The sequence below is a fragment of the Blastopirellula marina genome (assembly GCF_002967765.1).
Lineage (GTDB): Bacteria > Planctomycetota > Planctomycetia > Pirellulales > Pirellulaceae > Bremerella > Bremerella marina_A.
In genome coordinates, this window is sequence record NZ_PUHY01000005.1 from 41,036 (window position 1) to 54,016 (window position 12,981).

Annotated in this window: 11 protein-coding genes; 9 read left to right on the forward strand and 2 right to left on the reverse strand. The window is 56.8% G+C overall.

What is annotated here, in order from left to right; translation table 11 throughout:
* Positions 1–30 precede the first annotated feature (30 nt).
* From C5Y83_RS04245 to C5Y83_RS04290, 9 genes are all read left to right on the forward strand, one after another.
* A complete protein-coding gene (locus C5Y83_RS04245; RefSeq protein ID WP_105328425.1) occupies positions 31–1,452 on the forward strand; it encodes a sulfatase in 1,422 nt (473 codons plus the stop codon).
* Positions 1,453–1,534: 82 nt separating this feature from the next.
* Positions 1,535–2,749 (forward strand): hypothetical protein, encoded by a 1,215-nt coding sequence (locus C5Y83_RS04250; RefSeq protein ID WP_105328426.1) that lies wholly within the window; start codon positions 1,535–1,537, stop codon positions 2,747–2,749.
* 202 nt (positions 2,750–2,951) lie between these two features.
* Positions 2,952–3,611: a DUF1080 domain-containing protein gene (locus tag C5Y83_RS04255; protein WP_105328427.1), complete on the forward strand. Its 660-nt coding sequence runs from the start codon at positions 2,952–2,954 to the stop codon at positions 3,609–3,611.
* Positions 3,612–4,113: 502 nt separating this feature from the next.
* Positions 4,114–7,077 carry a tetratricopeptide repeat protein gene (locus C5Y83_RS04265; RefSeq protein WP_105328429.1) on the forward strand — a complete coding sequence of 988 codons (2,964 nt, stop codon included), beginning with the start codon at positions 4,114–4,116 and terminating at the stop codon, positions 7,075–7,077.
* A gap of 1 nt (position 7,078) precedes the next feature.
* A complete protein-coding gene (locus C5Y83_RS04270; RefSeq protein WP_233207091.1) occupies positions 7,079–7,969 on the forward strand; it encodes a MotA/TolQ/ExbB proton channel family protein in 891 nt (296 codons plus the stop codon).
* 24 nt (positions 7,970–7,993) lie between these two features.
* Positions 7,994–8,413 carry an ExbD/TolR family protein gene (locus C5Y83_RS04275; protein WP_105328430.1) on the forward strand — a complete coding sequence of 140 codons (420 nt, stop codon included), beginning with the start codon at positions 7,994–7,996 and terminating at the stop codon, positions 8,411–8,413.
* Between the two features lie 3 nt (positions 8,414–8,416).
* Positions 8,417–10,558, forward strand: coding sequence for a hypothetical protein (locus C5Y83_RS04280; RefSeq protein ID WP_105328431.1), 2,142 nt, complete (start codon positions 8,417–8,419; stop codon positions 10,556–10,558).
* A 213-nt stretch (positions 10,559–10,771) separates the two neighbouring features.
* On the forward strand, positions 10,772–10,987 hold the full coding sequence (tatA, locus tag C5Y83_RS04285) for a twin-arginine translocase TatA/TatE family subunit (RefSeq protein ID WP_233207093.1): 216 nt from the start codon (positions 10,772–10,774) through the stop codon (positions 10,985–10,987).
* Between the two features lie 93 nt (positions 10,988–11,080).
* Positions 11,081–11,431 carry a twin-arginine translocase TatA/TatE family subunit gene (locus tag C5Y83_RS04290; protein ID WP_105328432.1) on the forward strand — a complete coding sequence of 117 codons (351 nt, stop codon included), beginning with the start codon at positions 11,081–11,083 and terminating at the stop codon, positions 11,429–11,431.
* Positions 11,432–11,495: 64 nt separating this feature from the next.
* Here the strand turns inward: C5Y83_RS04290 and C5Y83_RS04295 are convergent, their stop codons facing one another.
* Entirely contained in the window at positions 11,496–11,948 is a 453-nt protein-coding gene (locus tag C5Y83_RS04295; RefSeq protein WP_105328433.1) for a hypothetical protein, read from the reverse strand.
* 189 nt (positions 11,949–12,137) lie between these two features.
* Complete coding sequence (locus tag C5Y83_RS04300) at positions 12,138–12,887, reverse strand: DUF4396 domain-containing protein (protein WP_199194982.1); 750 nt, start codon at positions 12,885–12,887, stop codon at positions 12,138–12,140.
* Positions 12,888–12,981: the final 94 nt, after the last annotated feature.

Sequence of the window (12,981 nt, forward strand, 5' to 3'; positions counted from 1 at the left end):
GACTCCTCCTCCTTGGATCCCGCCGGCCTGATGCTTTTGCTTGCTCGAACGATTGGATTGGTTTTTGTTACGCTCGTTGCATGTCGCTCACTTTCCGCCGAGGACATTCATCCCCCGAATGTAATCGTCGTACTGTGCGATAACCTGGGTTACGGTGACGTTGGATGCTTTGGCTCGAAGCGGCATCGCACGCCGTATTTAGATCAGATGGCGGCGGAGGGAATGAAGTTCACGGACCTATATGCGGCGAGTGGTGTTTGCACGCCGTCGCGGGCTGCGCTGCTAACCGGTTGTTATCCACCTCGAGTAAATCTTCACGTCAGCGATACCGGCGGAGCGGTACTGCAGCCGGTTTCGCCGAAGGGGCTTGCCCCGGAAGAGATCACCATCGCCGAATTGTTGAAGACGAAGGGATACGCCACGACGATCATTGGCAAGTGGCATCTGGGGGATCAACTTCCGCTGCTGCCGACGCGGCAAGGCTTCGACTCCTTCTACGGTATTCCTTACAGCGACGACATGACGCCCCGCCCTGGCAAACCATGGCCCGATCTTCCTCTGATGCGAGACGAGGTGGTGGTCGATGCGCCGGTTGATTTGAATGATGCCACGAAGCTGTACACGGAAGAAGCAATCCGTTTCATTACTGCCAACCGCGAGCGTCCCTTCTTCCTTTACCTGCCGCAAGCGATGCCTGGCAGCACCCGAGCACCGTATGCCAGCGAAGCGTTTCGTGGGCAAAGCCAGAATGGACCATGGGGAGACTCAATCGAAGAACTTGATTGGTCGATGAGCGAGATCTTGAAGACGCTCAAACAGCTCAAGCTCGACCAGCAGACACTCGTTGTCTGGACAAGCGACAACGGAGCCCCACGCCGCAATCCGGTGCAAGGTTCTAACTTGCCGCTGAAAGGTTGGGGTTACACCACGGCCGAAGGTGGCATGCGGGTACCGACCATCGCCTGGTGGCCTGGCACGGTGCCGGCAGGTACCGAGTGTCACGAGTTGGCCTCGCTGATGGATCTTTACCCGACGATTGCCAAATTAGCCGGAGCGAAACTTCCCGGCGATCGCACCATCGATGGCAAAGACATCACGCCGCTGCTTACCGGTCAGCCGAATGCGAAGTCGCCGCACGATGCGTTCTTCTATTACATGTTCGACCAACTGCAAGCCGTACGCAGCGGGCCATGGAAGTTGTACCTCCCGCTCGATCAGGTCAAAGGTGGTTGGCAAGACGACAAAAAGGCTTTTGCGAAGGTGCGACTTTTTAACTTGGTGACCGACTTGCAGGAAACCACCGACGTCGCCCAGCAGAACCCGGAGATCGTTCAGCGGATGCTGACTTTCGCCGCCGCGGCACACGCCGATCTGGGAGACGATCAGAACCCAGGCCCCGGCCGCCGATCAGCGGGACATGTTCCGTCGCCGACTCCGCGGGTCCTACCTTGAACGTCACCGTAGGTGATGAAATTTCGCAGGCATTGGTCACCATGTGATTGATCGCCTGGCATCTTCGGTGTATCCAAGGGATATGAACTGCAAATCCGAACGATTCCGATTTCAATCGCCAGCCACATGGCTGATTCTTGGCTTGCTCCTTGGTGCCATGCCACTCGGCACGGTATGCGCTGCCGACGATCAAGCGGATCGGCAGACGTTGGAGGATTTGTATGAGGCGACGCAGCAGTGGAGCCGGCAGATTGACGCGAGTCTGCAATATCACTTCCGGGACGGTTCATGCGACTCGAAGGATGCCGGGCTTGCCGGGAAGTTCGGTAGCCAGGCCAATCCGCCGACAGACGAGGAAGTGTGCACCGGTACGATTGCTCGCCGGCTCAGCCAGATTCGTTTCAGTCGGCATCTCGAAGGAGAGCCAGAAACGATTGAGATCGATGAAGAGGTTCACGTTACCTTGCCCGCTTGGCAAGACGAATCGGCTAACGAGATCATTCATATGATCCACCAACCCGCACCAGAACCGCTGGGCCCCTTGTTGATAGTGACCAGAAGAATCTCGGAGGAAGATTCACCGTTGAGGCCGATCATGATTCATGGCATCCCACATGGCTTTTCGATGGCGATGAATCCGTTCAAAGGCATCGGCGATGACCTGGAAACCATCTCCAAACGGCTAAAGCGAGTCGTTCGCGACGAAGATCATATTGCGTTGGTCTTTTCCTGGGAGCCCGGACCAGATCTGTTGATGACGTCGGTCTTGCACTTCCGTACCGACTTCTCGCCGGCGGTGGTTGATCGGATTGATAACTCCGAAGCGAACTACGCGGTTGGGATGGGCACGGTGTCGGAAATGGCAGCCAGTGAGTTCGTCACGTGTGGCGAACTGATGATCGCCACGAAAATCAACTTCACCTCCAATACCATGCGGCCAGGACAAGATCGACCGGCATCTTGGATCGCGCAAGAGTGGACCGCCTCGAACGTGGTTTCGCCGGCAGCCGACTCCGATTTCTTCGTGCCGATCTTGCCCAAGACCAAGGTTGTTGGCATTACCAACGCCGATCGCTTTCAAGGATTGCCGTTCGCCGATCCGAGTCGAATTGATGCGTCCGATTTAACCGTGGACGATACGCCGGTGATCGACTTTCCAGATGCCGAAATGCTCAGCCTGCACGCGTCGATGACGGACGATCCTGGCGAGTACCGCTGGACCCCTGCGATCGGGATTACTTGTATGGTGGGTCTGGCCATTGCCATTCTGGCGATCCATTTGCGATCGGTTCGCTAATCCTTATGGCAGTTCGAACGTGGGGGTGGCTCGATCCCCGGGTGGTTGGCTAACGCCCGGCAAGTGTCAGGCAAAAACGTTGCTTCCTAGTTCAAAAATACCCCCCAGAACCGCTTTGACGTCGGGTGATATCTCGCGCACAATAGGTTTTCCCCGCTTGCCTACCTTTCTGATTTCTCACACCTGATTAGAGAACGTGACTATGCGAACGTTGTTGGCTTCCCTTTTTGTTGGCTCGCTTTTGATCTGCTCGACCGCCGTAGTTTCGGCTGCGGAAACCGAAGAAGGGTTCACCCCGATCTTCGATGGTAAGACACTCGATGGCTGGGTCGGTGCGACTAAGGGCTATAAGGTCGAAGATGGCTGTATCGTCTGCGATCCGCACTCCGGCGGTAACCTGTTTACCGAAAAGGAATACGACAACTTCATCCTGCGTTTCGATTTCAAATTGCCAGCCGGTGCCAACAATGGCCTGGGCATTCGTGCCCCGCTGGAAGGTAACGCCGCTTACGTCGGTTACGAACTGCAAATCCTGGACAACTCGGCCGAAGTTTACGCCAAGCTGGCTCCTTACCAGTATCACGGTTCGCTCTACGGTCTGGCCGCCGCCAAGCGTGGTTTCCAAAAGCCAGTCGGTGAATGGAACACCCAGGAAGTGATCGCCGACGGCGACCACATTAAAGTCACGCTCAACGGTACCGTGATCTTGGATGCCGACCTGGAAGAAATTCGCAGCAAACCAACCCTCGATCACCAGGAACACCCAGGCCTCAACAGCAAGAAAGGCCACATCGGCTTCCTCGGCCACGGCGCCAAAGTCGAATTCCGCAACCTGCGAATCAAAGAACTCCCCGCCAAATAAGCGGATCCCCGGCACCGTCACCACGGTCAGCCATCAACAACCATGGATCACAAAAGCCCTCCACACCCGCGAGGGCTTTTTTATTGCGCCGAGTTAATACTTGGCTCCGTCGACTCGCCTTCCACCTGGTTAGCCCCTTGGGGGCGGGCTCGTTGGTGGCGTCTTCGATGCTGGTGACCACGGTCGCCGCTACTGCCGCGTCTTCGCTGGCACCGCTATCGCTTGCGCCGTGGCGGGAGTTTGGGGGGCTTTCGTGGGCGGAATAGGGCTCAATGCTGCTAGCGGACATGCCCTTTTTATGGGGTTCCTCGCAAATCATCCGGGGCTGGGACAATTCAGGTAAACTCCGGGGTTCAGGCAGGACGAATTCTACCAATGAGGCAGGTTGGTCTCTTCGATTGTCGGGGGACCGCTATTCACCTGACCCAGCCATCGTGGCTATCATCTGCCACGAAGCGCTCTAAATTTCTCAAGGATCGAGAAAGCTACTCGGGTTCAAGGAATGAAACCCCTTATCCAACATGGCTTGCTGATAATCGTTTTGTTGGTCTGCGGCATGGAAGCCCGCACCGTCCTGGCGGATCGTGCGTCTGAGCAGTACCGCGTGTCGTCGTTCCACTATTCGCGTGGCGAATGGAAACCGGCCATCGAAGCGTTCGATCAGTTCTTAGCCGACAATCCAGACCATCCACAAGTTGGTTCTGTCCACTTTTACCGTGGCGAATGTCTTTTGCAGTTGGGGCGTTACGACGAATCACTGCGGGCCCACACGCTGTTTCTTAGCAAAGCGGCCGGACATCCGTTCACCGAGCATTCCGAGTTCCGCATCGCCGAGTGTTACTACTTAAGTGGTCAGAAGGAAGCCGCGGCCAACGCGTTCGACCTCTTCCTCAGTAAGTATCCGACCAGCAAGCTGGCTCCCCATGCGTATCCCTACCTGGCGGAAATCGCCGCCGACAAAAAGAATTGGGACGACGCCATCCTGATGTACAACAAGGCTGTCAAAGCGGCCGCTTCGCCGAACGTCGTGATCGAATCGCGGCTTGGCTTGGCGCGAGCTTACTCGAAGTTGCACATGTGGAAGGAAGCCGGCCTCGCTTACGAACAATTGCTGGTCGACCTCAAAGAGAAGACCGAACAATACCCCACCGGTTCGATCGCTCTGGAAGCTGGCATCGCCGAATATCGTGGCGGCAACTATCGCCGCGGTGTCAGCCGGTTTGAACTTGCTGCAAAGAACCAGAACGATCTGTCCAATCAGGCCAACTTCTGGATCGCCAAAACCTACTACCAAGTTCGCGATTGGAAGAACGCCCTCGAGCGGCTCAATCAGCTGAAGACCGACAAAGCATTGCCGGAATTCCAAGACGAGATCCACTATCTCATTGGTAAGATCTACCTGGAAGAAGGTAAGAAGAGTGAAGCGGTCGCGATGTTCAACGAGCAACTGACCGCCTGGCCGGAATCGACCTGGGCCGACGAAGCCCTTTATCAATTGCTGACGATTTCGCTTGAAAAAGACGACATGAACGCCGCGGTGGAAACCTGGTCGAAACTGGCCAAGTTACCGACGGCCAGCGAACTGACCGTGCGAGCTCAGCTCACCTTGGCTTCCGCACTGCAGCGACACAGCAGCCACGATCAGGCATTGCAGGTTCTGGCGTCCGAGTTTCCGACCGTCGAAGCGGGGGCCGAAAACGAACAACGCCACAACTATCTGACGGCCGTTTCTCTCTTCGCTACGCAGCGTACCCACGAAGCTCGCGAAGTGCTCGGTCAGATCTCGGCCAACAGCCAGGGAAGCTACGCCGGCTTATCGCTGCTGCTGCTGGGGATGATCCACAGTCAACAACAACAGTGGGCGGAAGCCGCCGATGCGTATGCCAAGTCGCTGAAACAATTGGAATCGACCGAGCATCGCAACATTGCTCAACTCCGTCGCACAACGGCCTTGGTGCACGCTGAAAAGCTGGAAGAAGCGAAGCAGGTTTGGAGCCAGGTCGATCGGAACGTGATTCCCAACGATCAGTACTTGGGCGAAGTCGCCCAGATTGCCAACGGCGTGTATCGTGCCGGCGACAATGATTGGGCCCGTCAGCTGTACCAGCAGATGGCCGCTGAAGGCAACCCACCACAGTTCGTCGAACAAGGACTCGCCGGTTTGGCCTGGTGTCAGTTGGCGTCTTCTGATGCCGCATCCGCTTCGGCGACACTCGACAACTTGATGGCCAAGAACCCCAGCAGTCCGCTGGCAGTCGGAGCGCTTTACCAGCAAGCCCAACAGTTGGAAGCGACCGACCTCGACCTGGCGTTGGCTCGCTATGGACAACTGATCGAACATCACCCCAGCGATCGCCTGGCGGCTCATGCCCGTTTGCGAACGGCCACCATCCTGGACCGTCTCGATCGCGATGCCGAAGCGGAAGCGATTCTGCTGAAGCTGACCACCGATCCAACCTCGGTGCTACCAACCGAAGACATCTGGTATCGCCTCGCCTGGGTTCGCTTAGACCAGCAAAAGACCGACGAAGCACTCGACGCGTTCGAGCAGATTCATCGCCACTTCCGCGAGAGCGATCTGTGGGAAGACTCGACCTATCGTCTGGCCGAAGCTGCTCTGAAAGCAGGCAACACCGAAAAGGCTCGCGAGTACCTCAAGCAGTTACTGGAAGACAACGCCAAGCCGGCCGATGTAAAGTCGAAGGTCGCACTGTTTGGTCGCTACATGCTGGGTCAGGTCGAGATTCAAGCTGGCAAATGGAACGAAGCCATTCCGCTGATGGATCAGGTAGCGGAGGAAGCAAAGACGGAACCACTGCATAGCATGGCTGTCTTCTGGAGCGGTGAAGCCCGATTCCGCAGCGACAAGTTTGCGGACGCCCAGACCAAATTCGACCAGCTTCTGACCGAGAATCTTGGCCGTCAGCAAGAGAGCTTGCCGGTTGCCGAAATGCGTCTTGCTCAGATCTACGCTCACCAAGGGGATTGGGATAAAGCGTACGAGCAAGCCCAAGAGATCGGTCGCAAGTATCCGAACTTTGCCCAAGCTCACGAGCTCGATTACCTGCTTGGTCGTTGCCTGGCTCGTCGGGGCGAATTCCAAGCGGCCCGCGCAGCTTACATGAAAGTGGTTCAATCGCCGGTGGCCGCCAACAGCGAAACGGCTTCGATGGCCCAGTGGATGATCGGTGAGACCTACTTCCATCAGAAGAACTACGACGCAGCGATTCGCTCGTACGTCAAGGTCGCCACATCCCCCAACAACTTCCCCAAATGGAAGGCCGCGGCCCTCTTGCAGATTGGGAAGTGTCACGAGATTCAAGAAGACTGGGAAAAAGCCACCCAGTACTATTCCGAGGTCAAAGCCGATCATGTCGATTCGCCCTTTGCCCCAGAGGCGGAAACGCGGCTGAGTGTTGTTCGTCAACGAACCCAGCAGGCTCAACTGGAAACGACGAGGAAATAAGATGACTGACAATGGGGTAGAAAGGATTCGACCCTCACGCTTTTGCCGCTCGCTTCTGTCGAGCGTGTTTTGTGCGTTGGCGTTGTTTTCCTTGATCAGTACAACCGCGGCTCAAGCTCCGCAAATTGTGGAGGCCGCGCCCGCCGCGGCTCAGCCCGCACCGCTGCCGAACTTGCAAGAGGTTGCCGAAGGGGATCCGATCCCCACCAAGAACCTGTTGCAGGTCTTTCGGGATGGTGGCCTATTGATGTACCCGATCGGGCTTTGCTCGTTCATCTTGTTGGTCTTCGTCTTTGAGCGAGCAATCAGCCTCCGCCGAGGCCGAGTCATTCCGCGCCCGTTCGTGAAGCGTTTCATCGAGCAGGTCAAAGATGGCCGCATCGATCAGGATCAGGCCCTCGCCCTGTGCGAAGAGAACCAAAGCCCCGTAGCGGAAGTCTTCGCCGCAGCGGTGAAGAAGTGGGGACGAAGCTGTGTGGAAGTCGAGCAAGCGATTCTCGACTCCGGCGAACGAGTCACTTCACGACTACGTCAGTATCTGCGATTGTTCAATGGAATCAGCACGATCAGTCCTTTGCTGGGGCTGCTGGGTACGGTGCTGGGTATGATCAGCGCGTTCAATGCGATTGCGGCCAACGGCGAAGCAGCCAGCCAACGCGAACTGTTGGCCAGCGGTATCAGCCAGGCACTGCTTACCACGGCGGCTGGTCTGACGGTCGCCTTGCCGGCACTGATCGCTTACTTGTTCTTTTCGGGGCGTGTCGATCGCTTGATCATCGAGATCGACGCCCATAGCCAGGAAGTGGTCAATGCGATCGCCTCGGATGGTTGGAAGGAAAAGAAGAAGTCTCCGTCGCGCCGTGCGTCTCGCTCTACCGCGAAAGCGGCTTAACCACGCCAAGCGAAAGGTCGTGACATGCCGCTGAAAACGCACCACGAAGAGGCACCGGCGCTGAACTTGACGCCGATGATCGATATTTTGTTCCTGCTGATCATCTTCTTCATGGTCGGCTCGAAGTTCACCGAAATCGAAAAGTCGGTCGACCTTGACGTGCCGCAAGTGAGCGACATGGGCGCGCTGACCACGGCACCTGAGAAGAAGGTGATTAACATCTTCCGCGATGGACGCGTTATGCTCGGCACGCGGGAAGTCGATCTGACCGACCTGCAAGCCGAATTGGCCGCCTCGTTGGCAGAGTATCAAGATCTAGGGGTGCTGGTGCGTGGCGATAGCGATGTTCCCTTTCAGCAGGTTGCGACCGTGCTGACCACCGTGCGTCAGGCCGGCATCGCCGAGATGGCCATCTCGGTTCGTCTCTCGAACGAGCGGAGGTAAGCCGTGATTGGGGCAGATCTCACGCTGATTGCCGACATGAGCCAGGCGACGTCCAAGATCGTCTGGGGCATCTTGTGGGGTGGCCTCGCGCTGATCACGCTCTCGCTGTTGATCCTCATGCAAACGCGTTGGGGACAAGCTCGACCCGTTTCCAAGTGCGTGATCCTCTCGATCTTTGCTCACCTGCTGTTGATGACCTATGCCCAGGTGACCAGTTTGTTTCAGCCCCCCATTGCGCAGAACTCGGCTCCGGTCAACATTCGTTTGAGCCAGGTTGAATTCGAAGAAGACAACCAAAAGCACTCACCCCGCGAAGTTAAACCGTGGGATCAACTGGCCATGGCGCCAGCCCCGGTCGACGGCTTGATGAAACCGCTCGATCGCCTCGACATGCCGACACCGATGCTCCCCGGGGCCACGATGCCGGAGCCCGCCATTCCGAATCCTTCGCAGCGAAACTGGAACTTACCACAGCTGAGCGATCCACCTCTGCCGACCTTGGACACCGAGCCTAGCATCTCGCCGACCGGTCCCCAGCCTGAGTTACAGATGCCACCGACACCGATCGAAGCCAAGACGATCACACCACCGGGACCGACACCTCAGCCCAGTGTGGTTGAAAACAAGCCAGCCCCGACTGCGATGCCGCAGCTTGATCGGATGATGCGTGACATGCCGCAGGTTACGCCGCCCCCCATGGCCACGGCCGCGCAGAACGATCCTTCGCAAGACTTGCACATGCTGCGTGATTCGCTGCCGCGTGCCGATCAATCCGATCTTCTGCAAGGCGAACGCGATCAGCTGACCGCTTCTACCAATCAGTTGGAAGCCATGTCGCGCGGGGTTGGAACGACTTCGCCCACCAGCGCTCCGCTGACCAGTGGTGGCCCCCACATGGCGCTCGACGCGACGCTGGCTTCCCTCAAAGGAAGCACCATGCAGGAACTGTGGGCCAGCCGGATGGCCGCCCGCAACTTGCCCCTGCCGCGGGCAACCCGGACCCGCATGGATGCGCAGCCGCTTCCTTTGATCATGCAGGCCCGCGTGGTGGACGATTCCAAGGCATGGGTTGAGATGCTCGGCGGTTCACCGGAGATTGATCCGGCGGTCAACGCGGCACTCGATTGGATGGCGACTCAGCAAGAGGACGATGGTCGCTGGAACGCTACGAAGCATGGGGCAGGCCAAGAGAACAAAGTCGCCGGTCACGATCGCCAAGGGGCTGGCAACAACGCCGACATGGGCATCACCGGCCTGGCTGTGCTGGCCTTTCTGGCCAAAGGGCACACGCACCTGGAAGGCAAACACCGAGTGACCGTGCAGAAGGCGCTTGAATTCCTGGTGAATCATCAAGCACAAGATGGCTCGCTCAGTGGGCAAGCGGGTTTGTACGCACGAATGTACTGCCACGCGATGGCCTTGCTGGCAATCAGCGAAGCGTACGCGATGACTAAGGACGAACGCATTCGACCCTTTCTCGATCGCGGCCTGGCTTACACGGTCACCGCGCAACATCCACGGATGGGCGGTTGGCGGTATCATCCTGGCGACCGCGGCGACATGAGCCAGTTTGGCTGGCAGGTGCTCGCCCTGCATAGCGCGGCGTTATCAGGCATCGAGATCGATCAAAACACCCGTCAGCTGATGACCCGCTTCCTCGACGAGTCGTCTGCTGGCGGAAGCAAGGGACTCGCGGCTTACCGTCCCGGCGAGAAGGCGACCCCGACCATGACTGCCGAAGCGCTCACTTGCCGCTTCTTTTTAGGAATTGAAGACCAGCCGGAGCAAATTGGCGAGGCGACCGATTTCCTGATGCTCAATCAGCCCAGCGAAGGCTGCGTCGACCTTTACTACGCCTACTACGGCACCCTCGCGATGTATCAAATGCAGGATGATTCCTGGAAGAAGTGGGCCGATACGCTCCACCCACGGCTGCTTTCCGCCCAGATTAAGGGGGGAGAACTAGCCGGAAGCTGGAATCCTGACTGCCATTGGGGCGGTTACGGGGGGCGAATCTACTCGACGGCGATGGCCACGTTGTCGCTGGAAGTCTATTTTCGCTACTTGCCCATTTATCGCGATGTGCTGCCGGAAGAGCCTCATGTAGCGGAAAAACCGGTACGTTCGATCACAATTCCCCGCTGAGCAGCCCGCTTCACCCCTCTGAAACCCTTTGACAGATCGGCCGGTCTGCATAGAATGAAGTGTCGGAATTCAATCTACGACCTTCCGCGTTTTTTTATCTTGGGACCGCACGAGTTTGGTTCTAGTTAGACCCACCCGGGTGCTGACTCGCTTTCGCCGACTTGTTTGCGTGTATTTTCAATGCTCCAACTTCGTTGAGTGTGAGGATATAGCATGATCGGTATGAACGATTTAGCACTGTTTGGTTTTATTGGCGGTATCGGGATGCAGGAGATGATCATCTTCCTGGTCATCCTTCTTCTGCTGTTCGGTTCGACGAAGCTTCCGAGCCTGATGCGTAGCATGGGGCAAAGCGTCAACGAATTCAAACGTGGCATGAACGATACGTCGGACGACGGCGATCACGAAAGCGAATCCCCCAAGGTCTAAACCTTGTAGGTTTCGCGCGTTCATCTCATTCACGAAGCAGAATCAGGCAGCCCATCTGTAAGGGCTGTCTTCGAGGAGTGAAATATCGCCACCATGTTGCATGATCTAGGAACATCGCCGCTGATCCTTGGCTTCCTGCCCGGAATCGGCATGCAAGAGCTGGCCGTGATTGGCGTGGTTGCCATCTTACTGTTCGGCAAGAACCTGCCTGGCGTCGCCAAGACCTTGGGCAAGACCTACGGCGACTTCAAGAAGGGCCTGTCCGACATCCAAAGCGAATTCAACAGCGCAACTCGCGATGTCGAAAGCTCGGTCAACAACGGCTATAGCTCGAAGAGTGCTCCAGCCAAGTTCGACGACTACGACGACTTCGAGGAAGCCTCGGCTCCCAAGTTCGAGCCCCCACCACAATCAAGCTCGACCGAGAAGTCCGAACTCAGCTAGTCGGCTGGGCTCGTAGGCTGTGCTCAATTGAAGTCCAGGTTGAAATGAAGACACGCTGTGTTCGTTATTCCGGCGAGTCTTCGTCTTTCAGCCAGGGTGGTTCTTCGCAGTTCTCTGGACCGTTCTCGGCGCAGTCGACCACGTGCCGCATGATGTCGATCGTCTTCTGATGCGCGCGGAGTTCTTCCTCTGTGAATTCGCTGGTGTCGATCAAGTCGACAAAGTCGCGCATGCGATGGATCTGATTCAGATGAATCGGATAAGAGAGTTCGTCCCACTGCGTGAAGACATCCATCGGCGAGAATTTGGTACCGTACAAGTCGCAAGCAACTTCGCAGTTGTCACGGTTAAATACGAACTGCTGTACGATCCCTTCTTTCGCATAGTCAGGAATGCATTCGCTGGGTGGAGTCATCAGCCCGAACAGCGTATCAATCCATAACTCGCGATCGGGACTATCCGCTGTAAACAGAACCAGGTTCTCAGGGTTGTCGCTCATCTCAGGTGGTCCGGTCATGAAGTTCAAGGGGCGTGCCGCGCGCGGAAACTCCGCGTACAGGGGTCATCTAAAAGGTATGTCACACCCCGATTCGAGCAACTTCCGCAGAGGCGGTGTCGCCAAGAATTTCGCAGATTGAAGACCGTTGATGGATGTTCAACGGCGTGTTTGCTGCTCGAAAAATGGCTCGTGCCGGCCCACCCGGCATCACATGGCTTCCTTGATGCCAGCCCGAATCAGCCACCAATTTACCGGATAAGCAGTCACAAACCCAGCCAGCATGGCAAGTTGCATCACAAACCAAAACACCGGCTGACTCGGTTCCAAGTCGTATTCCCATACGTGACGAAAGATGACGAATTGAGCAAACGCCATGAAACCGTACATCCCCACCTGCCACGAGATCAGCGAGAGTGTGTCGGCCTTGACCGCCTCGACGATGCCTCGACCAGGCGAAAGATTCCGCATCGGCACAATGGTAAAATATTGAAACGCCACGCCGATCCCAAACGCGAAGACGAAGTCGAGAATCCAGACGGCAAACATCTTGCCGGCGTGTGTGTCGGGGAAGATTGTCTTCCAGCCGAACCAAATCGCGACAACAGGAAACGCCATCGCGAGAAACTCCGCGCAGATGTCTCCCAGCGTGCATCCACTACCACAGTGGGCGGCCCCTTTCATGACCATTGCCGGAAACGGTGTGTGCTTCTTACTGGGGGGCTCTTCGTCATTCTCCATCGCGGCTTGCATCTTCTTCTTGGTCGCCAGACGACCATATTGGAAATAGGCCCACAGCGCGAACCCCGTGGCAAATAGCGCGCAAACCGGCCACACCACATTCATGATCCACATCTGCTGCGCATGCCCGCGCAGTAAGTCGACCACAATAATCAAAGCACACACCACGCCCAGAACCAGCATGGCAATCGACAAAACATGAAGCCAGGTAGGAATCAACGTTTCTCTCTCTCAAGTTAGCAAGCAAACAAATCCAACTCATTGCACCCAACAAATTAGATAAGAATAGGCGTGCAACCTCGATGCCAAACGA

What these genes read in the sequence shown, in the direction of transcription:
- C5Y83_RS04265 (WP_105328429.1), top strand. Translation starts at nt 4,114, where the DNA reads ATGAAACCCCTTATCCAACATGGCTTGCTGATAATCGTTTTGTTGGTC.
- C5Y83_RS04275 (WP_105328430.1), top strand. Translation starts at nt 7,994, where the DNA reads ATGCCGCTGAAAACGCACCACGAAGAGGCACCGGCGCTGAACTTGACG.
- tatA (WP_233207093.1), top strand. Translation starts at nt 10,772, where the DNA reads ATGATCGGTATGAACGATTTAGCACTGTTTGGTTTTATTGGCGGTATC.
- C5Y83_RS04290 (WP_105328432.1), top strand. Translation starts at nt 11,081, where the DNA reads ATGTTGCATGATCTAGGAACATCGCCGCTGATCCTTGGCTTCCTGCCC.
- C5Y83_RS04250 (WP_105328426.1), top strand. Translation starts at nt 1,535, where the DNA reads ATGAACTGCAAATCCGAACGATTCCGATTTCAATCGCCAGCCACATGG.
- C5Y83_RS04255 (WP_105328427.1), top strand. Translation starts at nt 2,952, where the DNA reads ATGCGAACGTTGTTGGCTTCCCTTTTTGTTGGCTCGCTTTTGATCTGC.
- C5Y83_RS04295 (WP_105328433.1), bottom strand. Translation starts at nt 11,948, where the DNA reads ATGACCGGACCACCTGAGATGAGCGACAACCCTGAGAACCTGGTTCTG.
- C5Y83_RS04270 (WP_233207091.1), top strand. Translation starts at nt 7,079, where the DNA reads ATGACTGACAATGGGGTAGAAAGGATTCGACCCTCACGCTTTTGCCGC.
- C5Y83_RS04245 (WP_105328425.1), top strand. Translation starts at nt 31, where the DNA reads ATGCTTTTGCTTGCTCGAACGATTGGATTGGTTTTTGTTACGCTCGTT.